Origin of the sequence: Streptomyces scabiei 87.22, from assembly GCF_000091305.1 — a bacterium.
Lineage (GTDB): Bacteria > Actinomycetota > Actinomycetes > Streptomycetales > Streptomycetaceae > Streptomyces > Streptomyces scabiei.
Genome location: NC_013929.1, coordinates 971,442 through 993,762 on the forward strand (window position 1 = coordinate 971,442; position 22,321 = coordinate 993,762).

The window sequence follows — 22,321 nt, forward strand, 5'->3', positions numbered from 1 at the left end:
GTCCGGGGCTCATTCATCCACGTCAGGACGGGTATGACGACCCTCTGTGAAGCCGGCGCCCCCGGCCCGGCAGCCGCGTCCGTCCCCCTGCTGCGCTCCACCGTCCGGCACTCCGGCCCCCGCTGCACGACCCTGGCGCTGGTGTCCGTGGCCTCGGCGGGGGCGAACCTGGCGCTGCCGCTCGCCCTGGGGCGGGCCCTGGACCTGCTGCTGGCCGGCGACCCGGGCGGCGCGCGCTGGGTGCTGTGGTCGACGGGGCTGGTGCTCGCCGTCGCCGCCCTGGACGCGGTCGAGACCGTCCTCGCCGGGACCACGAGCGCCCGGTCCACGGCCTGGCTGCGCCACCGTCTCGTCGGGCACGTCCTGGCCGTGGGGCCCCGGGCGGTCGGCCGTTTCGGGCCCGGCGACCTGGTGGCCCGGCTCGTCGGGAACGCGGCCCAGACCGGAACCGCCCCCGCCACCACGGCCGCGCTGCTCGCCGCGCTCGCCGGGCCGCTGGGCGCGGTGGCGGCACTGGCCCTGATCGACCGGTTGCTCATGGTGGTGTTCCTGGCCGGAGCCCCCCTGCTCGCCCTGGTGCTGCGCGCCCTCGCCCGGGGCTCCTCCGACTGCGTCGCGCGCTACCAGCGGGCCCAGGGGCGTATCGCGGGCGCGCTGGCCGAGGCCGTCGCCGGACACCGCACGATCGCCGCCGCGGGCATCGCCGACCGGACCGTCGCCCGCGTCCTCGGCCCCCTGCCCGCACTCTCCCGCGAGGGGCACCGGATGTGGCGGGTCCAGGGCCGGGCCGCCGCGCGGACGGCCGCCGTGGCCCCCCTGCTGCAGCTCTCCGTGGTGGCCACGGCGGGCGTCCTGCTGACCCGGCACCGGCTGTCCGTGGGCGAGCTGCTCGCCGCGTCCCGCTACGCGGTGCTGGCCGCCGGCATCGGCGTCCTCGTCGGCCATGTCTCGGGCCTGGTCCGCGCCCGGGCGGGGGCGGAGCGGCTCGCCGAGGTACTGGCCGAGCCCCCGACCCCGTACGGCGGACGGACGCTGCCGCCCCCGGACCGGGGACAGCCGGTGGGACGCCTGGAGCTGCGCTCCGTGACCGTCCGGCGCGGTGGGCGGACCGTCCTGGACGGGGTCGATCTCCTCGTGCCGGGCGGGAGCACACTGGCCGTCGTGGGCCGCTCGGGAGCGGGCAAGTCGCTGCTCGCGGCCGTCGCCGGGCGGCTCACCGACCCGGACGAGGGCGAGGTACGGCTCGACGGGGTGCCCCTGCGCGCACTGGACCGCCGGGAACTGCGCGCGGCGGTCGCCCACGCCTTCGAACGCCCGGCCCTGCTGGGCGACTCCGTGGCGGACACCATCGCCTTCGGTGTCCCGCGCCCCTCCCCGGCCCGCGTCCGGGAGGCCGCCCGTGCCGCGCACGCCGACGCCTTCGTCCGGCGCCTCCCCGACGGTTACGCCACCGCCTGCGCCGACGCCCCCCTGTCGGGCGGGGAGGCCCAACGCCTTGGCCTCGCGCGGGCGTTCGCCCGCGACAGCCGTCTCCTCGTCCTCGACGACGCCCTGTCCAGCCTCGACACCGTCACCGAGCACCACATCACCGAGGCGCTCCTCTGCCGCGCGGGCGGCAGCCGTCTGGTCATCGCCCATCGCGTCACCACGGCCGCCCGCGCGGACGCGGTGGCATGGCTGGACGGAGGGAGGATCCGGGCGGTCGGGCCGCACGCCGTGCTGTGGCGGACGGCGGCCTACCGGGGCCTGTTCGGGGAAGGAACCGGGGCCGACGCCCCGGCGGCCGACGAGGACCGGGCCGCCCCGCCCGGCAGGGACGGGCTCCGGGACACCGGGTCCGGCACGCCTCCGCACGGCGGTGGGTGATGGACCGCCAGGACACCCGGCCCCGAGCCGGCCGGCCGGAGACCGCACAAGAGCCAGGGGCGGGGGCGGACCCCGCGAGGGGCGAGCCCTCCGGGCCGGGACGGCCCGAGCGCCCCTCCCCGCCCGGCCTCCCCCGGCGCGGCCTGCGTTTCCTGCGGAGCCGGGGGCGGGTCGTCGTACGGCTGGTGCTGTGGTCCGTGCTGGAGGCGGCGCAGACGTTCCTGACGGGGTACGCCCTGGCGCGGGCCCTGGACGACGGGTTTCTCGCCGGGCGGCCGGGGGCCGGGCTGGCGTGGCTCGGGGCCGGGGCGGGGGCGGTGGCCGTCGGGGCGTACGGGACCGGGCGGGTGTACGGGTGTGTGGCGGGGCTGGTGGAACCCCTGCGGGACCGGCTGGTGCGCGAGGTGGTGGCGCGAGGGGTGCGGGAGGCGGACGGCGGGGCCCTGTCCGGGCTGACCCAGCAGGTGGAGATCGCCCGGGACACCTTCGCCGGGCTGGTGATGGTCTCGCGCTCGTTCCTGTTCACGGCCGCCGGGGCACTCGCCGGACTCTTCTCGCTGGCGCCGCCGCTGCTGCTCGTGGTGGCGCCCCCGCTGGTCGCCGGCGTGGCCCTCTTCCTGGCGACGCTCGGGCCGCTGGCCCGCCGTCAGGAGACCTTCCTCGTCGCCGACGAGGCCCTCGCCGCCCGGCTCGGCGACGTCTGCACCGGGCTGCGGGACATCACGGCGGCCGGCGCGGAGGACCCCGTCGCCGCCGACACCGGCCGCCGCGTCGACGCCGAGCACCGGGCCGCCCGTTCGCTGGCCCGCTGGGGCGTCGTCCGGGTCGCCGCGCTCGCGATCGGCGGCCATCTGCCCGTCGTCCTGCTGCTGGCCTGCACCCCCTGGCTGCTGGGCCGGGGAGTCACCGCGGGCGCCCTGATCGGCGCCCTCGCCTACGTCACCCAGTCCCTCCTGCCCGCGCTGCAGAACCTGGTGCACGGCCTGGGCACCAGCGGCTCCCGGCTCGTGGTGGTCCTGCGCAGACTGCTCCCGCCGAGCCCCACCGCCCGCCCTCCGTACGCGCCCTGCCGACCCGAGCCTGCCGAGCCGCCGGTGCACACACCGCCCCGGCCCGTCTCGTCGACGCCCCCGACACCGCGCGAGGCCGCCGCCCTCTACCTCTCCGGCGTCACCTTCGCCTACGGCCCCGACGCCGCCCCCGTCCTCGACGACGTCAGTCTCCGTCTCCCCCACGGCACGCATCTGGCCGTCGTCGGTCCCAGCGGCGCCGGGAAGTCCACCCTCGCCGGACTCGCCGCGGGTCTGCTGCGCCCGCGGCACGGCACCGTCCGCTTGTGCGGGGAACGGGCAGCCGGCGCCACGGCGCGCGCACACCGGGTGCTCATTCCGCAGGAGGCGTACGTCTTCGGGGGATCCCTCGCCGAGAACCTCGGCGAACTGCGGCCGAAACCCGTGCCCGAGGGGGAGCTGTGGGAGGCGGCGGAGGCGGTGGGACTCACCGAGGTGATGGTCCGGCTGGGCGGTCCGGCCGCCGAGGTCGACCCGCGTGCGCTGTCCGCCGGGGAGCGGCAGCTCGTGGCGCTGGGCCGGGCGTATCTGTCGCACGCGCCGGTCGTGATCCTCGACGAGGCGACCTGTCACCTGGACGCGGAGGCGGAGGAGCGCGCGGAACGGGCCTTCGCCCGCCGGCCGGGCACGACCCTGGTGGTCGTCGCCCATCGCGTCAGTTCGGCCCGCCGCGCCGACCGGGTGCTCGTCATGGACGGGCGGTCCGTCGCGTACGGGGAGCACGCCGACCTGCTGGCCCGTTCGCCGCTGTACCGGGACCTGGTCGGCGCCTGGTCCGCCGTACCGGCCCCGCCGGGTCCCCGGGGCGGACGGTCCTCAGAGCCAGCCCTCTCCCTGCGAGATCCGGATGGCGTCGATCCTGTTGCGCGCCCCCGTCTTGCGGGTGATGGCGGCCATGTAGTTGCGCACCGTCCCGTGGGACAGGTGCAGGCTGCCGGCGATCTCGGCGACGGAGGCCCCCTCCGCGGCCAGGGATAACACGCTCAGCTCGCGGCGCGTCAGCGGCATCTCGGCGGCCTTGAGGAAGCCGAAGCCGAGCGAGTCGTCGACGAAGCGTCTCCCCCGGGCGACCTCCCGTATCGCGGACACCAGCCGCTGGGGCGAGCCCTCCTTGTCCACGTACCCGAGGGCCCCGGCCTCGGCCGCCCGCTTCAGCAGTCCGGGTCTGCCCGCGTGGGCCAGGACCAGCAGCCCGGGGGCGGGAGCGGAGCCGCCCGCGCCGCGCAGGTCGCCCAGGGGCGGGATGCCGACCGCGTCGGCACAGTCCAGGTCGGCGGCGCAGACGTCGGGCCGCAGGGACCGCGCACGGCCCGGCGCCGCGCGCCACGACGCGTCGTGGACCGCCAGGTCGGGTTCCCGGCGCAGCCACTCCGCGAGGACCGACCTGACCAGACATTCGTCGTGCACGAGCAGTACCCCGATCACGTTCGCCCTCCGCCTCCCGGCCCACCGATGTCCTCCCGCCCCAAGCGCGTGCCCATTGTCGGCGTCCGTGACCACACACCAGGGCGCGAAGAACCAGCCATCGGGGAGCGCGGGGGCGCACTCACGGCGCCCGTGCGCGAGTGCGCGCATCGGGCGAGGGGGCATGGGCCGGGCGGGAAGGGGTACGGCGGTTCGTCCGGGGCGGCGCTCGCCGTGCGTGGGCGGCCCCCTAGGAGGAGCCTGGACCCTGGAACCGTCGCGCGGCCGCGAGGAGGTGGTGGGCATGTCCGACGTCCATGGGGCCGCGGGGCGGACGACCGTGGAGACGGAACGCGTCGGCCATCCGCTGCTCTCCCTGGCACTGGCCTCGATGATGGACGACGTGGGGGCCCACTCGGGGGCGATGTATCTGCTGGCGCCGGACGAGCCGGTCCTGGAGATGGCGGTCATGGCGGGCCTGCCGAGGTCGTTCGCCGCGCCGTGGGAGCGGGTGGGGCTGAGCGCGCCGGTACCCGTCTCCGAGGCGGTGCGCGGTCAGCGGCTGGTGTGGGTCAGCGGCGAGGAGCAGATGGCCCGCCGCTATCCCCGGATCGCCGTGGTCCTGCCCTATCCGTTCGCCCTGGCCGCGCTGCCGGTGGCGACCCGCGACACCACCTACGGGGCCGTCTTCCTGACCTGGCCCGGCTCCCACCCGCCGGAGCTGAGCGAACGCGAGCGGGACCAGCTGACCTCCGCCTGCGACCGGCTGGCGAAGCGGCTGCGGCGCGCCGAGGAGGAGGGCCGGCCGGTGCTGCCGGAGCCGGACCTGTCGGCGCCGTCGGCGACCATGGTCGCGGGCACGCTCGGCACGGTGGAGGCGGCGCGGATGGTGGCGCGGCTGCCGTACGGGATGTGCGCGCTCGACCTGCACGGACGGATCACCTTCGCCAACGCGGCCACGGCCGAGCTGCTCGGCATCCCGGTGAGCGGTCTGCTGGGCACCCAGCTGTGGGTGTCGGTGCCGTGGCTCAACGATCCCGCGTACGAGGACCGGTACCGGGCGGCGCTGATGAGCCAGCACGTGACGTCGTTCGTGGCGCTCCGGCCGCCGAGCGACTGGCTGTCGTTCCGGCTGTACCCGGGCACGAACGGGCTGAGCGTACGGATCTCACGGGCCCGCGCGGTCGCCGAGGCCGAGCACGCCGCCCGGGTGGAGGGGCCGGGCCGCCTGGTGACCATCCACCATGTGCTGGCACTGGCGAGCGCCCTCACCGAGGCGGTGAGCGTGCAGGACGTGGTGGACCTGGTCGCCGACGAGATCGTCCCGGCCATCGGCGGCCAGGCCCTGGTGATGTACGGCTCGCGTGGCGGGCGTCTGCACGTGCTCGGGCACCGTGGCTATGCCGACCCGCATCTCGTGGAGCGTTTCGACGGCACGCCGCTCACCGCGCCGATGCCCGGGGCGCACGCCCTGACCACCGGTGTGCCCGCCTTCTTCGAGTCCCGGCAGCAGCTGGAGCACCTGTATCCGGTGCGGCGGGACACCCCGGACGGGCTGAACGCCTGGGCGTACGTCCCGCTGATCGCCTCGGGGCGGCCGGTGGGCACCTGGGTGCTCGGGTACGCGGAGCCGCACCCGTTCCCCGCCGACGAGCGCGCGGTGCTGACCAGCCTCAGCGGTCTCATCGCCCAGGCTTTGGAGCGGGCGCTGCTGTACGACGCCAAGCACCAGCTCGCGCACGGGCTGCAGCAGGCGCTGCTGCCGCACTCGCTGCCGTCGATCCCGGGGATCGAGGCCGCCTCCCGCTATCTGCCCGCCACCCGGGGCATGGACATCGGCGGCGACTTCTTCGACCTGGTCCTCTCGCACGGGCGGGCCTCCGCCGTGATCGGGGACGTCCAGGGACACAACGTGACGGCGGCGGGCCTGATGGGGCAGATCCGTACGGCGGTCCGCGCGTACACCACCGTCGGGCAGGGGCCGCAGGAGGTGATGAGCAGTACCAACCGGCTGCTGATCGACCTGGGTTCGGAGCTGTTCGCGAGCTGTCTGTATCTGCGGCTCGACCCGGCGCACGGGACGGCGGTCATGGCGCGGGCGGGGCATCCGCCACCGTTGCTGCGCCGGCCGGACGGGAAGGTCCGGGTGCTGGACCTCGCGGGTGGTCCGCTGCTCGGTATCGACGCGGCGGCGGCGTATCCGACGACCGAGGTGGCGCTGGCGGAGGGGTCCGTGCTGGTCCTGTACACCGACGGGCTGATCGAGTCGCCGGGGGTGGACATCGAGGACGCGCTGGCGAGTCTCGGGGAGCGGCTGTCGACGGCCGGGGAGCGGCCCCTGGAGTGGCTCGCCGACCGTCTCGTGCAGGAGACGGAGGCGGCGCAGGAGCGGGCGGACGACGTGGCGTTGCTGCTGCTGCGGGCCACCGGCACCGCCGGGTGACCCGGCCGGTCCCGTCCCCGCGCGCCGCACGGACGACAACGGTCCGGCCCTCCCGCCGGAGGGCCGGACCGTTCCACCCGCCGGCCGCACCACGGGGGTGAGGCCGGCGGGTGGGTCGTGGGACGACGGCCCGGGGTCAGTGGCCGCTGACCGGCGGGGCGTCGTCCACGTACGGGGTGGGTTCCGCCTCGGTCAGCGCTGGACGCCCTGCTGCTCGGCACCCTGCTGCTCGGCACCCTGCTGCTGCTCGCCGCCCTGGTCACCGGCGCCCTGGTCGTGCTGCTGGCCCGCTCCGGCGTCGTCACCGGCACCGGCCGCGGCGCCCTGCTCCTCGCCCGCACCGGCCGCGGCGGCGCCCTCTTCCTCGCCGGCGCCCGCGGCGGCGGCGCCCTCTTCCTGGCCGGCACCGGCGGCGGCACCGCCGTCCGCCTGCTCACCGGCACCGGCGGCGGCACCGCCGTCGGCCTGCTCACCGGCGCCCGCGCCGGCGTCGCCGAGGGTCGCGCCGACCGCCGCGAGGGCGGTGGTGACCGGCTGGAAGAACGTCTCGCCGCCGACGGTGCAGTCGCCGCTGCCGCCGGAGGTCAGGCCGATGGCCTGGCCGTCCTGGGTGAACAGCGAGCCGCCGCTGTCGCCGGGCTCGGCGCAGACGTCGGTCTGGATGAGCCCGGTGACCGTGCCCTCGGGGTAGTTCACCGTGGCTTCGAGACCGGTGACCTGGCCGTCGGCGAGGCCGGTGGTGCTGCCCATGCGGAAGACCTGGAGGCCGACCTCGGCCTCGCCGGCCGCCTTGATGTCGACCGTCTGGCCGTTGCCGAGGTCGACCGTGCTGGCCGCCTGGGTCGCCGGGTCGTTGTAGTTGACCAGGGCGAAGTCACCGGCGCCGGGGAAGGTGGCGGTCGCGGCGTCGACCGTGGCGATCGGGGCGCCGCCCTCCTCCTCGGACCATTCGGCCTCGGCGACACCGCAGTGACCGGCGGTCAGGAAGGCCGGGGCGCCTTCGGCGTTGACGACGTTGAAGCCGGCCGAGCAGCGCGCGCCGCCGCCGAAGATGGCGTCGCCGCCCTCCAGGAACGGCTTGAACGTGCCGGCCGACTTCTTGATGGTCGCCATGCCCGTGCCGAGCGACTTGGTGGCCGACTCGATGGTGTCCCAGTTCTCGCCCGTGACCGTGGAGTCGGCGGTGACCTGGATCTTGTTCGTGCGGGGGTCGATGGCCCACGCGGTGCCCGGAACGGCGGCCTTCGCCTTGAGCGTCGCGGCGCCCTTCTGGAGCTCGGACCAGCTGTTGTCGACCTCACGGACCTTCGCACCGGCCGACTGCGCCTGGATGATCACGTTGTTGTCGTCGCCGTCGATCTGCAGGCCGTCGATGACGTTGATGACGAGCTGCTTCTCGGCCGAGTCGTAGTACGCGCCTGCGAACGCGTCACCGAGTGCCTCGCGGAGCTTGGAGGCGAGGTCCGAGGCGTCACTCGCGGCGAGCGTCCTGGGGGCGGCGCCCTTCGCGTCCGTCTGCGACGCCATGGCGTTCGGCAGGATGAGGGCTGCCGCGCCGAGCGCCGCCACGCCGCCTGCAGCTATGAACGCCTTGCGCTTGGTGGCTCGTTTGTGACTCAACTCTTGACCTCCTGGGGACGGGGTCCGTGCCGCCGTCCGGCGGGTGAACTGGGGGCGCCTGGTTGCCAGTTGGTACGGATGGTTCCGGTGGGGTGTTCAACGCTCCGCAAAAAGATTCCGCTCTTCCATTTCGCAAAGCGCGCTACGCCCCCCGTTCGCCCGGCATGTCAGGACTTCCCGCCCGCACCTCCCGTGGAGCGCCCGTGCGCACCGGGGGCCCGCGCCGCACCCGGCACGCTCGGCGACCGTCCGGTAGCGGTCCGTCCCCCTCGGCGGCCGGGAAACCGGCTTCCGGGAATCTCCACACCGAATGCCCAGCGGGGTCACGGCCGACGGGAGTTCTGCACACGGGTGACTCGTGTCCCGTGCCTTTCAGGCGGACTGTCCCATTCGTTTTACTGACGGCAACGAACCGCGTATGACGATGCCGCGATCCGTGTGAAGAAGCTGCCCCCAACCCGTGCCCGAGCCTGCACGGATGGAACGCCATGGTCACCAAGAGCGCTGGTGGGAGCCCTTGTTGATTGGAAGTGCGCCACGGCGGTCTGCTTTGATCCATCGCACCGCGGGGGCCGCCGGACTCTCGGAGACGAGAGCGGGCACCCACGTGCGCGGCCGTCGTTCTGTCCCCAGAAGGGGGCCGCTCCCCCCTATGAAGAGCTATACGAAGGGAAGTTCCCCCATGAACTCCACCCCCCAGGTCGAGACCGCCGAGATCTCGGACGCCGCCCTCGACGCCGTCTCCGGTGGCCTGTCCGTCAACGCCGTCGGTACCGTCACCGGCCTGGTGGACGGCGTCGCCCCGGTCTCCGGCCTGGTCAACACGGCCGTCGGCACGGTCGAGGGTGTCACCGGCCTGAACACCGCCCCGGTGACGGGCCTGGTCGCCGGTCTCTGATCGAGCCCCGGTGCCACTGAGTCCCGGAACCACCTGACCGGTTCCGGGACTCTCCGGTGCCCGAACGTCCTCCTCCCGAGTCGCGCAGGTGAGGGAAGTCCCGTGCAGTTCCGCCAACAGGCCCTCGCCAAGCTCCGGTCACCGGAGGAACTCGACCTGCCGGTGCGGTTCGCCCGCCCGCAGGGCTGGCTGGTGCTGTCCGTGACGGTGGCCGCCATGGCCGCCGCGTCCGTGTGGGCCGTGACGGGTTCCGTCGCCTCCACCGTCAGCGCCCCCGCCGTCCTCACCCACGGCCAGGGCAGCTACATCCTGCAGAGCCCCGTCGCCGGCCAGGTCACCGCCGTGCTCGCACGGCAGGGCGAGCGGCTGCCCGCCCGGGCCCCCGTCCTGAAGGTCGCCACCGCCGACGGCGAGAAGGTCGTCCGGTCCGTCGCCGCGGGCCGGGTCTCCGCGCTCGCCGCCACGATCGGCCGGATCATCAGCACGGGCACCGACGTCGCGGCGATCGAGAAGGTCGCCGACGCCGACGATCCGCTCTACGCGACGGTGTACGTCCCCGCCGAGAACGCCGCCTCGATCCCCGACGACGCCGCCGTGGACCTGACCGTGCAGTCGGCGCCCACCCAGCGGTACGGCGTGCTGCGCGGCCACGTGAAGAAGGTGGACCGCACCGCGCAGACGCCGCAGTCGATCGCCGCGTTCCTCGGGGACACCCAGCTGGGCGAACAGTTCACCAGGAAGGGCCGGCCGGTGGCCGTCACCGTACGGCTGGACCGCAGGGCGTCGACCGATTCCGGCTACGCGTGGTCCTCGCAGGACGGGCCGCCGTTCGGGCTGACCTCCATGACCATGGCCACCGGTTCGATCCGGCTGGCCGACGAGCGTCCCGTCGATTGGCTGCTCCCGTGACCGCGTCCCAGGACACCGCCCGGCCGCCGGCGCGCGGGAGACGCAAGGCCGCCCCGCAGAAGCGCCCGGTGCCCAAGGGCCGGCAGCGGACGGTGCGGACGCCGACCGTGCTGCAGATGGAGGCCGTGGAGTGCGGCGCCGCCGCCCTCGCCATGGTCCTCGGACACCACGGCCGGCATGTCCCGCTGGAGGAACTGCGCATCGCCTGCGGTGTCTCCCGCGACGGCTCCCGCGCCAGCAACCTGCTGAAGGCCGCCCGCAGTTACGGTCTGACCGCCAAGGGCATGCAGATGGACGTGGCCGCCCTCGCCGAGCTGAAGGCCCCGGCCGTCCTCTTCTGGGAGTTCAACCACTACGTCGTCTACGACGGCATGGGGCGCCGTCTCGGCCGGCGCGGCGTCCACATCAACGACCCCGGCAAGGGACGCCGGTTCGTGCCCATGGAGGACTTCGACGCCGCCTTCACCGGGGTCGTGCTCGTCATGGAGCCCGGCGACGACTTCGCGAGGGGCGGCCGCAGGCCGGGGGTCCTCGGCGCCATGCCCGCCCGGATGCGCGGCACCGCCGGCACCCTGCCCGCCGCCGTCCTCGCCAGTCTGCTGCTGGTGGCGGTCGGCGCGGCGGTGCCCGCGCTGAGCCGCACCTATATCGACATGTTCCTGATCGGCGGTCAGACCTCCCTGCTGGGGGTGCTGTTCGGGTCGATGGGCGCCTGCGTGCTGCTGACGGTCCTGCTGACCTGGCTGCAGCAGGCCAACCTGCTGCGCGGCCGTCTGATCTCCTCGACCCTGTCCAGCGCCCGCTTCCTGCGGCACCTGCTGCGGCTGCCCGTCACCTTCTTCTCCCAGCGCAGCCCCGCCGACCTCGTCCAGCGTCTGAGGTCCAACGACGCGGTCGCCGAGACCCTGGCCCGCGACCTGGCGGCCGCCGGTGTCGACGCCGTCGTCGTCCTCCTCTACGCCGTGCTCCTCTACACCTACGACCCGCAGCTGACCTTCGTCGGTGTCGCGGTGGCGCTGCTGAACGTGGTGGCGATGCGGGTGGTGATCCGGCTGCGCGCGACCCGTACGGCGAAGCTGCGCGCCGACAACGCCCGGCTCGTCACCACGGCGTACACCGGGCTGCAGCTGATCGAGACGATGAAGGCGACCGGCGGCGAGGAGGGCTACTTCCGCAAGTGGGCAGGGCAGCACGCCACCACACTGGAGGAGCAGCAGCGGCTCGGGGTGCCGAGCGCCTGGCTGGGGGTCGTCGCCCCGACCCTCGCCACCCTCAACAGCGCGCTCATCCTCTGGATCGGCGGCATGCGGGCCGTCGAGGGGCATGTCTCCGTCGGCCTGCTGGTGGCCTTCCAGGCGCTGGTCACCCGGTTCACCGCGCCGATCACCCGGCTCAACGGCGTCGCGGGCCGTATCCAGGACTTCGCGGCGGACGTGGCCCGCCTCAAGGACGTCGAGAACTTCCGGGCCGACCCGCTGTACGCCCGCCCGGACGCCGCCGAGTCCACCCGCAGGCTGCAGGGCCATGTGGAGCTGGAGAACATCACCTTCGGCTACAGCCCCCTCGACACCCCCCTGCTCACCGGCTTCGACCTCACCGTCGGCCCCGGCCGGCAGGTGGCGCTGGTCGGCGGCTCGGGCAGCGGCAAGTCGACGGTGTCCCGGCTGATCTCCGGGCTGTACACCCCCTGGGAGGGGGTGATCCGGATCGACGGCCGGCGTCTGGAGGACATTCCGCGGGGAGCCCTGGCCGCCTCGGTGTCCTTCGTCGACCAGGAGGTCTTCCTGTTCGAGGGCACGGTCCGCGACAACGTGGCCCTGTGGGACCCGTCGATCCCGGACGAGGCCGTGGTGGAGGCGCTGCGGGACGCGGCCCTGTACGAGGTGGTGGCCCGTCGGCCGGGCGGCATCGCCAGCAGGGTCGAGCAGGACGGCCGTAACTTCTCGGGCGGTCAGCGGCAACGTCTGGAGATCGCGCGGGCGTTGGTTCGCAGGCCCAGCATCCTGGTCCTCGACGAGGTGACCAGCGCGCTCGACGCGGAGACCGAACTGATCGTGATGGACAACCTCCGCAAGCGCGGCTGCGCGTGCGTGGTGATCGCCCACCGGCTCTCCACCGTCCGCGACAGCGACGAGATCGTCGTCCTGCGGCACGGGACGATCGTGGAGCGCGGACGGCACGAGGAGCTGGTGGCACGCGGCGGCGCGTACGCCCAGCTGGTCAGGGAGCACTGAGATGACGTCCCCGTCCGGCGAGGGCGACCTCGTCATCGGCGCCTTCGGCGCCCTGGGCACCCCCCTCGACTGCGCCGGCCGCACCCGCCTCGACCTCGAAGGGCCGCAGACCCTGTGGCTGGTGGCCTCCGGCGCCCTGGACCTGTTCGCGGTCGACGCCGACGGCCAGGGCCAGTGGCACCATCTGGGCCGTCTGGAGGCGGGCGCGCTGCTGCTCGGCCCGGTCGCCGGGCCCCAGCACACCCTGGTCGCCCGCCCGCTGCGCGACTGCGTGGTGCGGCGCGTCGGCCTGCGCGAGCTGTACCAGCAGGCGGGCACCGAGACCTGGTCGTACGACGCATGGGGCAACCCCCAGCTCGTCGAGCCACAGGCCAGTCCTCTCGAACACGCCCTGGCGCTGGGCGTCGGCCGCGGTCTGTCCGTCCTCTTCCAGGCGCCGATGGCCGGCGAGCAGGCCGCCGTGCCCACCGACGACGACGTGTTCTGGATGCGGGTGCCGCCCGGCAGCGTCCAGTACGGCTCGCTCTACGGTGCCGAGGCGGCGGCCGACCTGCTGATGGACCCCGGGGTCTGGCAGAGCATGGTCGACCAGCAGTTCCGGCTGCTGGCCACGCTGGACCGCTGGATCGAACAGCTGGAGCGCACCCACGAGGACCGGACGGCCGCCGGGATCAAGGCCGGTGAGGCGGTGCGCGCCCAGGCCGACCGTACGCTCCTCGCGTCGATCGGCACGTCCTCCGCGAACCGGCGGACGACCGCCGCCGACGCGGACGCCACGTACGCGGCCTGTGAACGCGTCGCCCGGGCGGCCGGGATCACCCTGTCCGAGCCGGCACGGAGCGGCACCGAGAGCGACCGGCTCGATCCGGTGGAACGCGTCGCGCTCGCCTCGCGGGTCCGGATCCGGGCCGTACGCCTCGCCGGGAGCTGGTGGCGGGAGGACGTGGGCCCGCTGGTCGGGCACCGGGCGCTGTCCGGGGCGCCGGTCGCGCTGCTGTGGCGGCGCGGCGGTTATGTGGCCGTACAGCCCTCGTCCGGCCGGGAGACGCCGATCGAGAAGGCGAACGCGGCGGAGTTCGAGCCGCGGGCGGTGATGTTCTACCGTCCGTTGCCCGAGCGGGTGCCGGGCCCGCTGCGGCTGATGCGGTTCGGTCTGCACGGCACGCGCGGCGACATGACGGGGCTGCTGCTCAGCGGCCTGGTGACGGTCCTGCTCGGCTCGCTGGTGCCCGTCGCGACGGGGAAGATCCTCGGCGAGTACGTGCCGAAGGCGCAGGAGGACCTGATCGTGCAGGTCTGTCTGGCGATCATGCTGGCGAGCGTGGTGTCGGCCGCGTTCCTGCTGCTGCAGAACATGACGATCCTCCGGCTGGAGGGCCGTATCGAGGCGAACCTCCAGCCTGCGGTCTGGGACCGGCTGCTGCGGCTCCCCACCGCGTTCTTCGCCTCGCGTTCCACGGGTGAACTGGCCGGGGCCGCCATGGGCATCAGCGCGATCCGCCGCACCCTGGCCGGGGTCGGCCCGGTCGTCGCGCAGTCGGTGACCGTCGGTGCCGTGAACCTCGCCCTGCTGCTCTGGTACAGCGTGCCCATGGCCCTGGCGGCGATCGCCATGCTGGTGCTGGTGGCCTCCGTCTTCCTCGGCCTCGGCCTGTGGCAGGTCCGCTGGCAGCGGCGTCTGGTGGTCCTCGGCAACAAGCTCGACAACCGGGCCTTCCAGACCCTGCGCGGTCTGCCGAAGCTGCGGGTGGCCGCCGCCGAGAACTACGCGTACGCCGCCTGGGCGGGCGAGTTCGCGCGCAGCCGGGAGCTGCAGCAGAAGGTCGGCGGCATCAAGAACCTCAACACCGTGCTGGGGGCGGTGTATCTCCCGCTGTGCACCCTGTTGATGTTCATGCTGCTGGCGGGGCCGGCGCGGGGGTCCCTGTCGGCGGCGGAGTTCCTGACCTTCAACACCTCGGTGACGATGCTGCTGACGTCGGTCACCCAGCTGACGGGCGCGTTCGTCTCGGCGGTCGCGGTGCTGCCGCTGTTCGAGGAGATCAAGCCGGTCCTGGAGGCCACGCCGGAGGTGCGGACGGGGAGTACGCGTCCGGGTGTCCTCACCGGTGCGCTGGAGGCCCGCCGGCTCTCCTTCCGCTACGCGGACGACGGCCCGCTGGTGCTGGACGACGTGTCGTTCGCCGTCGGGGCCGGTGAGTTCGTGGCGATCGTCGGCCCGAGCGGCTGCGGCAAGTCGACCCTGCTGAGGCTGCTCATCGGCTTCGACAAGCCGGTCTCCGGCAGCGTGCTCTACGACGGTCAGGACCTCGGCGCCCTCGACCGGTCCGCCGTGCGCCGGCAGTGCGGTGTCGTCCTGCAGCACGCGCAGCCGTTCACCGGCTCGATCCTGGACGTCATCTGCGGGACCGAGCCGTACACGCCCGAGGAGGCGATGGCGGCGGCGGCGATGGCGGGCCTGGCGGAGGACATCCAGCGCATGCCGATGGGGCTGCACACCATCGTCCAGGGCAACGGGGCGATCTCCGGGGGGCAGCGTCAACGCCTGATGATCGCGCAGGCGTTGATCCGCCGCCCCCGCATCCTCTTCTTCGACGAGGCCACGAGCGCGCTCGACAACGAGACGCAGCGGACGGTGATCGAGAGCACGCGTGCGCTGAACGCGACGCGGGTGGTCATCGCGCACCGGTTGTCCACGGTGATGGACGCGGACCGGGTGGTGGTGATGGAGGACGGCAAGGTGGCGGAGGTCGGCTCTCCGGCCCAGCTGCTGGCGAACCCTGCGGGGCGGCTGCGCGAGCTGGTGCGGCGTCAGATGGCCTAGGGGTGGGTGCGTGGTCGGGTGCGGGTGCGTGGGGGCTGGTCGCGCAGTTCCCCGCGCCCCTAGAAGCCCGGGCCCTGCGGGCCTGAAAGCCAACGGCCCTGCGGGCCTGAAAAGCGTCGGCCCTGCGGGCCTGAAAAGCTCGGGGCGCAGCCCCGGCTTTTCAGGGGCGCGGGGAACTGCGCGAGAAGCCCCACCGGACCCGCACGTACCCACCCACCGCTATGACCGGTCCACCGCGCGGCGCGGCAGCAGCAGAAGCGCCGCCACCGGAACCACCGCGAGGACGACCCACGGCACCACCCGGGACACCCCCGCGTCCATCAACGCCCCGGCCCCCGCACTGCCCCCCAGCACGATCAGCCCCGAGACCGACGACATCGCCCCGGTGTAGAGCCCCAGCCGCCCCGCCGCCGCGAGATCCGGCACCCACGCCCGCGCCGCCGGCGCCACCAGCATCTGCCCGACCGTCAGCAGCACCACGAACCCGGCGGCGGGCAGCAGCCCCGCGTACCCCGTCCACCCGGCGGGCAGCGCCACCGCCACCACCACGAACCCGGCCGCGATCAGCAGCAGCCCCGTCGTCATGGACCGCCGCAGGTCCAGCCGCTCCCCCACCCACCGCGTGACCGGCAGCTGCGCGGTCACCACCAGCAGCGAGGACAGCCCGAACAGCCAGGCCAGCGCGGCCTGCGATCCCGTGGCCCGTTCGACCTCGTCGGGGAGCAGCAGGTAGAGCTGGTTGTAGGCCAGCAGATACGCCCCGTACGCGCAGCACAGCGCCAGGAACCGCCGGTTGCGCAGCAGCCCGCCGAGGCCGCCGCGCACCTCGACGCGTTCACGGCCCGGTATGTGCTGCGGCAGCAGTCGCGCGTGCCCGGCGAGGACGAGCACGAAGATCCCGGCGCCCGCGAGGCACACCACCCGGAAGTCGACGGCCAGCAGCAGCGCGCCGAGCAGCGGTCCGACGAACGCCCCGGCCTGTCCGGCCACCGTGAACAGCGCGAGGACGCCGGTGCGGGGGCCGCCGCCCGACCGCTCCCACACCACGGCCTGCCGGGCGACCTCGGACTCCACGGCGGGCGAGAACAGGGCCGCCGCGAACCCGATCAGCAGGACCGACCCGATGACGGACCAGTCGGCGTCGGCGTAGCCGAGCCAGGCGAACCCGGCGATCCGCAGCGCGCATCCGGCCAGGACCACCGGCCGGACGCCGTAGCGGTCGGCGAGCGCGCCGCCCACCACGAACAGACCCTGCTGGCTGAAGGTCCGCAGCCCGAGCACGAAGCCGACCATCCAGCCGGCCATGCCGATCGCCGTCCCCAGATGCTCGGCGAGGAACGGCAGCACGGCGTAGAAGCCGACGTTGAAGGCGAGCTGGGTGAGGATCAGCAGCCGAAGGAGCGGGTCGAGTCGCGCCCAGGTGCCGCGCCGGGACGACGCGGTGATGCTCCTCCCGGGGGGCCGGTGGGGCGTCCGCCGCTCCGGTATGCCGCTCACCGGCTGCTTCTTCGGGGGCTCGGTCATCCTGTCTCTCCGACGGTGGGGGCGACGACGGGCGGCGTTCGGCGCGGGGACCCCACGAGGCGCAAGCGCGGCCACCGCACCCCGCCCGCGGCCGTGACCGCGAGCGCGCCGAGGAGGGCGAGGGCGGTGGCGGGGGCGAGGACGGCCCAGGGGGCGCGTTCGGCGTAGGGCTGGTTCTCGGCGAGGAGGAGGCCCCATTCCGGGTCGGGCGGCTGCGCGCCCAGGCCGAGGAAGCCGAGGGAGGTCAGGGCGAGGGCCACTCCGGGCAGCCGGAGGAGGGCGTGGCGGGCGACGGGCGGCAGGACGGCGGGCAGCAGTTCGCGGCGGAGCAGATGGCCGTTGCCCGCGCCGAGTCCCTTTGTGGCCGTGATGTGCGTGGTGGCCCGCTCCTGTTCGAGCAGGGCCGTGGTGTGCGCGGCGAGCGGTACCCAGGCCACGGCGGCGACGGCCAGCGCCGGTGTCGTCGCTCCGCTGCCGGCGACTCCGGCGACGAGCAGTCCCGCCAGGACCGCCGGGATCGCGTTGACCGTGTCGACGAGGGGCCCGGAGAAGCGGGGCAGCAGTCCGAGGAGCAGGCCCGCGAGGAGCGCGGCGGCGCTGATGGTGACGGCCAGGGCGAGGGTGGTGAACGCCCCGTGGCCGATCCGGGCGAGCAGGTCGCGACCGAGCGCGTCGGTGCCCAACGGGTGGGCCCAGGACGGAGGCCGGAGCCGGGCACCCGTGTCGAGGGCGAGCGGGTCACGGGTCAGGCCGAGCGCGACGACCGTGAGGAGCAGCGTGCCGTGGAACAGCGGAGCGCGGCGGGGTGCGGGCGGCTTCGGGCCGTGCAGGGAGTGCAGGGCGCCGTCGCGCAGGGCCGGGCCGATCAGCAGCCGGGCGGCGAGGCGGGCGAGGGCGCCGGCGACGGCGGCCAGCAGGACCAGGGCGAGCGTGCCGGCCTGGAGGACGGGCAGGTCCTGGGCGATGGCGGCCTGGAGGGTGGTGCGGCCGAGACCGGGTATGTCGAAGATCTGCTCGACGGTGACGGCACCGCCGGTGAGCCCGACCACGAACAGGCCGATGTTGGGCAGGAGTCCGGGCACGCAACGGCGTACGGCCTGGCGGGCGATGGACCGCCCCGGTATGCCGCGCGCGGCGGCGGCCAGCGCCCAGGGCTCGGCGAAGGCGCCGGGCAGCAGGTCGTCGAGCATCCGGCCCAGCAGCGCGCCGGCGGGCAGACCGAGGGCGAGGGCGGGCAGCACCGTCCACTGCGGCCCGTACCAGCCGAGCGCGGGCAGCCAGCCCAGGTGGACGCCGACGACGACGGCGAGCACGGAGCCGGTGAGGAACTCGGGGAGCGCGGCGAGCATCGCGGCCAGGCTGCCGCCGGCGCGGCGGTCGTCCAGGCGGCGGTGCGCGCCCAGCCACAGGGTGCGGGCGCAGACCGTCGCGGCCGTGGCCGCCGCGACGAGGAGCGCGGCTGCCATCAGCAGCAGCGAGGCGCCGAGGGCCTGGACGACGGCGGGGGTGACCTCCGCGCCGGAGATCCACGAGCGGCCCGCGTCACCGCGGACCAGCCCGCCGCACCACTGCCCCAGCAGGCGCAACGGGCCCGCGTCGAGGCCGATCTCCTCGCGTACGGCGGCCAGCACCTCCGGCGTGGGGTCGCGTTCGGCCGAGCGCGCCTTGAGGACGGTGAGCGCGGGGTCCGTGCGCGACAGCCACGGCAGCAGACCGATGCCGCACAGCAGCGTGGCGGCGAGCAGAACCCGCCAGAGTGCCCGTCTCAGCGCCGGGTCCCCGTTCCGACCAGGGTGCGCTCGTACGGGTCGAGGATCACGCCCCGCACCGAGGTGCCGACGCCGGTGATGATCTTCTGGTGGACGAGCGGGACGGTGGCGTCCGTGGCGAGGATCGCGGCCTCGGCGTTCATCGCCGCCTGCTGCCGCTTCGCGGTGTCGGACTCCTTCGCGGCGGCGGCGACGGCCCGGTCGACCTTCTTGTCGCAGAGCAGGGCGAGGTTGTAGCTGCCGTCGCAGGTGAAGTCGCTGGTGAGGATGGAGACGGGGTCGCCGGTGTCCAGGAGGGAGTTGCGGGCGCCGACGAGGGCGTCGAACTTGCCGGCGAGGGCGTCGCTCTCCAGCCGGGAGTACTCTCGGACCTCCAGCTTCACCTTGAACCCGGCCTTCTGGAGCTGCTGTTGCAGCACCTGGGCGACCTCGGGCAGTTCGGGCCGGTTGTCGTAGGTGGCGATGGTGATCGCGGTGCCGTCGGCGTCGGTGGCCCTCGCGCGTCCGGCGGGCTCGACACGCTTGTCGGCGGCCCAGGTCACGGCGGGTCCGAAGATGCCTGCTCCGGCGTCGGCGTAGCCCTCGTAGACGTCCTCGGCGAGGACGGAGCCGTCGACGGCCTCGCGGGCGGCGGCCCGGAGCTTCGGGTCCTTGAAGGCGCCGGACTCGGTGTTGAGGAGGAGGCTGGTGGTGCGGGTGGTGGCCGTCTCGCGCCGGGTTCCCTTGTCCAGGGTGGACGCCTGGGCCACGGGGACGGCTTCGGCGATGTCGACCTGGTCGGTGCGCAGGGCGTTGGTGCGGGCCGAGCCGTCGGCTATGAAGCGGGCGTCGATGCCGCTCGCCTGGGCGCGGCCGCCCCAGTAGGCGTCGTAGCGGTCCAGGGTGGCGGCGGTGGTGCCGGTGACCTCGGTCAGTTCGAAGGGGCCGGTGGCCGTGCCGACGGGGTTCACGCGCTTGGCGTCGTAGGCCTTGGCGGACAGGATCACGAGGCCGGGGCTGGAGAGGCGCAACGGCAGGGCGGGGTCCGGGCTTTCGGTGGTGACGCGCACCTGGCGGTCGCCGTTCGCCTTCGCGGTGAGGGTGGTGCCGGAGAGCGCGGCGGTGACCGGCTCCGCCTCGGTGGCGTGGACGAGGGCGGTGGCGACGGCGGCCGACGTGACCTCGGTGCCGTCCTGGAAGGTGGCCTCCCGCAGGGTGAAGAGCCAGCTCCGGTCGTTCTCCCTGGTCCAGGACTCGGCGAGCGCGGGGGCGGGGGCGCCGTTGGCGTCCAGCCTGGTGAGTCCCTCGGTGACGCCGAGCCGGCTGAGGAGGGTGGCGTCGGCGCCGTAGGGGGAGAAGTTCTCGGCGGGCGGGAAGGCCAGGGCCACCCGCAGTCGGGAACCGCCGTCGGAGGAGTCCTCCGAGGTGTCACCGCCCGAGGCGAAGCAGCCGGTCAGCACGGGGGCGAGGAGCAGGCCGGCGACGACGCGACGGCTACGGGGAGAGCGCATGGTCCTTGGTTCTCTGTGAGGACAGGGGGGTGGCGGTGGTGCGCGACGCAGCCTACATGAGAATGATTTTCATCCCGCGATGAGGGGGCCGGCGGGCACGGGCACGGGGATCTCGAAGTGCACGACCCGCTCCCCCGTCAGCTCGCGCTCGTCGCACACGGCCACACCCTGCGAGCGCCAGAACGCCTCGGCGCCGGGCACCTGGGGGTCGGTGTGCAGATAGACCGAGCGGTAACCGCCGTCGGCCGCGGCGAAGTCGAGCAGCGCGGCGACCAGCCGCCGCGCCAGCCCGCGCCGCCGGTGCTCGGCCCGTACGTACACCCGGCGCAGCTGGGCGGTCTCGCCGGAGGGGTAACGCTCGGCGAGCCAGTGGGGGTTGGGCGGATGGGCGGGCCCCCGGGAGTCCAGCGCGCCGGTGGCGACGACGGCGCCGTCCCGCTCGTCGACCGCCACCAGCAGCACATGCCGTTCGGGGGCGACGTACGCGCCGAGCGGATCGATGATGTCCGCGTGCCAGCGCGGCACATAGCCCGTACCGAAGTCGCGGTAGAGGGTGTCGAGCATCACCGCGCGGGCACTGTCGAGTTCACCGGGTCCCGCCACCCTGATGTCATAGTCATGCACCTGCACATCATATGCAAGAAGGCTGATCATTCCGATCAGGAGTGCGAGTGTGCACCCTCGGGCATGCCGGGGCGGCGCCTGCGCGGCACCCCGCGCGGCCGGCCCTCCGCCGGGCGTGTGCGACGGCGCCCGGTCGGCCGGTGTGCGACCGCGTGCCCCCGCCCGCCGAGCCGGGCACGCGTGCGCAGGCCCCGTACGGGTACTTCGTGGGTCATGCGGATGAGCGTGGTGGATGTCGGATCGAACACCGTACGGCTGGTGGTGGCGGACGCCGAGGGGGGTGTGCCGCTGCCGGTGCACACCGCGAAGTGGCGCCTGCGCCTGTCGGAGCACGTGACGCCCGGGGGTGCCGTACCCGACGAGGCCGTACGGCAGTTGTGCGACGCGGTCGAGGCCGCGGCACGCACGGCGGAGAAATGGGGAGCGTCGACGCCGCTCGCGTTCGCGACCGCCGTGGTGCGCTCCGCGCCGAACTGCCAGGACGTGCTGCGGGCCGTGCGCGCGGCGACCGGGATACCGATCTGCACCCTGCCCGGCGAGGTGGAGGCCGAGTTGACCTTCCTCGGGGCGCGGCGGTGGATGGGCTGGCGGTCGGGCCCGCTGGCGCTGATGGACATCGGCGGCGGCTCGCTGGAGGTGGCCTTCGGCCGGGGCCGGCTGCCGGACTTCGTGGCCTCGCTGCCCCTGGGCGCCAACCGGCTGACCCACGAGTTCTTCCTCGCACAGGACCCTCCGTCACCGGAGAGCGTCAAGGCGCTGCGCCGCAAGGTCCGGCATCAACTGCGCGACGTCTCCGCGCGCATCCGCTGGGAGGGGCCGCGCACCGCCGTGGCCACCTCGCGGACCTTCCAGCAGCTCTCCCGGCTGTGCGGCTCCGCGCCGGGCCGCCACGGACCTTTCGTGGAGCGCGAGTTGCGGTGCGCGGACCTGGAGGTGGCCATCGCGCGCCTCTCCCGTCTCCCGGCGGCCGAGCGGTCCGCGCTCCCGGGCATCTCCGCACCCCGGGCGAGGCAGAGCCTGGCCGGCGCGCTGGTCGGGCACACCGCGATGAAGCTCATCGGTCTGAAGTCCGTGACGATCTGCCCCTGGGCGATCCGCGAGGGCGTGCTCCTGCGGCACATCGAGGACGGCCCGGCGTGGTGGTCGGAGGTGACGCGGGACGTCGAGGACACCGGACCGGCCGCGCCGGGCAGAGCGGGCGCGGTCCCCCTGCGCATCGCCGTACCGGCCCGATGACCCCTCCCACCGAAAGGCACACCCCATGACCCGCCACGCCAAGCGGAACGCCGACAAGACGCCCGACACCGCCCTGGACGAGGTCCTGCACGAGGCGGAGGAGGCCGCGACCCGGGTCACCGACCCCGGGGAACGGCGCCGCCGCCGGGGCGAGGCGGGCGACGCGATCACACCCGCCGAGCAGGCGCAGGAGGAGTCCCACCACGACTGACACGCCGGCCACCGACGGGCCCGCGGGCCCGCGGGCGATCCTCCCCTGGATCAGCAGCCCTCGACCGTGTCAATGCATAGCAAGGTAATTCACCTTTTCGAGTGCCGTAGTTCTTGCGTGCGGCACGGCAGGGATGGCCGGCCCCACCTCGGGGTAGCAAACGGAACCGAACGCGCCCTACCCGTGACGAGGTGGAGCC

The 22,321-nt window shown here is 74.3% G+C and carries 13 protein-coding genes and 2 pseudogenes; 9 read left to right on the forward strand and 6 right to left on the reverse strand.

Going from position 1 to position 22,321, the window contains the following annotated elements; genetic code table 11:
• Window positions 1-33: 33 nt before the first annotated feature.
• Together SCAB_RS04065 and SCAB_RS49205 are read left to right on the forward strand one after the other, a co-directional pair.
• The gene (locus SCAB_RS04065; RefSeq protein ID WP_012998778.1) at window positions 34-1,866 is read left to right on the forward strand and encodes an ABC transporter ATP-binding protein; all 1,833 of its coding nucleotides are present in this window, start codon (window positions 34-36) and stop codon (window positions 1,864-1,866) included.
• A complete protein-coding gene (locus SCAB_RS49205; RefSeq protein ID WP_078580053.1) occupies window positions 1,866-3,914 on the forward strand; it encodes an ATP-binding cassette domain-containing protein in 2,049 nt (682 codons plus the stop codon). Before SCAB_RS04065 ends, SCAB_RS49205 begins: the two co-directional genes overlap by 1 nt.
• Here SCAB_RS49205 and SCAB_RS49210 read toward each other — a convergent pair.
• A pseudogene (locus SCAB_RS49210) lies at window positions 3,837-4,646 on the reverse strand (LuxR C-terminal-related transcriptional regulator); the annotation flags it as partial. The gene SCAB_RS49205 and the pseudogene SCAB_RS49210 sit on opposite strands and share 78 nt — an antisense overlap.
• Between SCAB_RS49210 and SCAB_RS04075 the strand changes: the two are divergent.
• On the forward strand, window positions 4,645-6,783 hold the full coding sequence (locus SCAB_RS04075; protein WP_037726750.1) for a SpoIIE family protein phosphatase: 2,139 nt from the start codon (window positions 4,645-4,647) through the stop codon (window positions 6,781-6,783). The pseudogene SCAB_RS49210 and the gene SCAB_RS04075 overlap by 2 nt on opposite strands.
• 192 nt (window positions 6,784-6,975) lie before the next feature.
• Here SCAB_RS04075 and SCAB_RS04080 read toward each other — a convergent pair whose 3' ends face one another.
• Window positions 6,976-8,403 carry a S1 family peptidase gene (locus SCAB_RS04080; protein WP_173402838.1) on the reverse strand — a complete coding sequence of 476 codons (1,428 nt, stop codon included), beginning with the start codon at window positions 8,401-8,403 and terminating at the stop codon, window positions 6,976-6,978.
• A 682-nt stretch (window positions 8,404-9,085) separates the two neighbouring features.
• Between SCAB_RS04080 and SCAB_RS04085 the strand changes: the two genes are divergently transcribed.
• From SCAB_RS04085 to SCAB_RS04100, 4 genes are all read left to right on the forward strand, one after another.
• On the forward strand, window positions 9,086-9,301 hold the full coding sequence (locus SCAB_RS04085) for a hypothetical protein (RefSeq protein ID WP_012998782.1): 216 nt from the start codon (window positions 9,086-9,088) through the stop codon (window positions 9,299-9,301).
• 102 nt (window positions 9,302-9,403) lie between these two features.
• Window positions 9,404-10,210 carry an HlyD family efflux transporter periplasmic adaptor subunit gene (locus SCAB_RS04090; RefSeq protein WP_012998783.1) on the forward strand — a complete coding sequence of 269 codons (807 nt, stop codon included), beginning with the start codon at window positions 9,404-9,406 and terminating at the stop codon, window positions 10,208-10,210.
• On the forward strand, window positions 10,207-12,444 hold the full coding sequence (locus SCAB_RS04095) for an NHLP family bacteriocin export ABC transporter peptidase/permease/ATPase subunit (RefSeq protein WP_012998784.1): 2,238 nt from the start codon (window positions 10,207-10,209) through the stop codon (window positions 12,442-12,444). The genes SCAB_RS04090 and SCAB_RS04095 overlap by 4 nt, the downstream gene beginning before the upstream one ends.
• A 1-nt stretch (window position 12,445) precedes the next feature.
• On the forward strand, window positions 12,446-15,268 hold the full coding sequence (locus tag SCAB_RS04100) for an NHLP bacteriocin export ABC transporter permease/ATPase subunit (protein WP_012998785.1): 2,823 nt from the start codon (window positions 12,446-12,448) through the stop codon (window positions 15,266-15,268).
• 160 nt (window positions 15,269-15,428) lie between these two features.
• Here SCAB_RS04100 and SCAB_RS04105 read toward each other — a convergent pair.
• The 4 genes and pseudogenes from SCAB_RS04105 to SCAB_RS04120 all read right to left on the reverse strand — a co-directional run bounded on the left by SCAB_RS04105 (window position 15,429) and on the right by SCAB_RS04120 (window position 20,675).
• Window positions 15,429-16,792, reverse strand: a pseudogene (locus tag SCAB_RS04105) (MDR family MFS transporter).
• Window positions 16,789-18,258 carry an ABC transporter permease subunit gene (locus SCAB_RS04110; RefSeq protein WP_037727026.1) on the reverse strand — a complete coding sequence of 490 codons (1,470 nt, stop codon included), beginning with the start codon at window positions 18,256-18,258 and terminating at the stop codon, window positions 16,789-16,791. The pseudogene SCAB_RS04105 and the gene SCAB_RS04110 overlap by 4 nt, the downstream one beginning before the upstream one ends.
• Before the next feature lie 299 nt (window positions 18,259-18,557).
• Window positions 18,558-20,051 carry an ABC transporter substrate-binding protein gene (locus SCAB_RS04115; protein ID WP_012998788.1) on the reverse strand — a complete coding sequence of 498 codons (1,494 nt, stop codon included), beginning with the start codon at window positions 20,049-20,051 and terminating at the stop codon, window positions 18,558-18,560.
• A gap of 69 nt (window positions 20,052-20,120) precedes the next feature.
• Window positions 20,121-20,675: a GNAT family N-acetyltransferase gene (locus tag SCAB_RS04120; protein WP_012998789.1), complete on the reverse strand. Its 555-nt coding sequence runs from the start codon at window positions 20,673-20,675 to the stop codon at window positions 20,121-20,123.
• A gap of 213 nt (window positions 20,676-20,888) precedes the next feature.
• Between SCAB_RS04120 and SCAB_RS04125 the strand changes: the two genes are divergently transcribed.
• Both SCAB_RS04125 and SCAB_RS04130 read left to right on the forward strand, forming a co-directional pair.
• A complete protein-coding gene (locus tag SCAB_RS04125) occupies window positions 20,889-21,911 on the forward strand; it encodes a Ppx/GppA phosphatase family protein (RefSeq protein WP_012998790.1) in 1,023 nt (340 codons plus the stop codon).
• Between the two features lie 25 nt (window positions 21,912-21,936).
• Window positions 21,937-22,122 carry a hypothetical protein gene (locus SCAB_RS04130; RefSeq protein ID WP_012998791.1) on the forward strand — a complete coding sequence of 62 codons (186 nt, stop codon included), beginning with the start codon at window positions 21,937-21,939 and terminating at the stop codon, window positions 22,120-22,122.
• Window positions 22,123-22,321 lie beyond the last annotated feature (199 nt).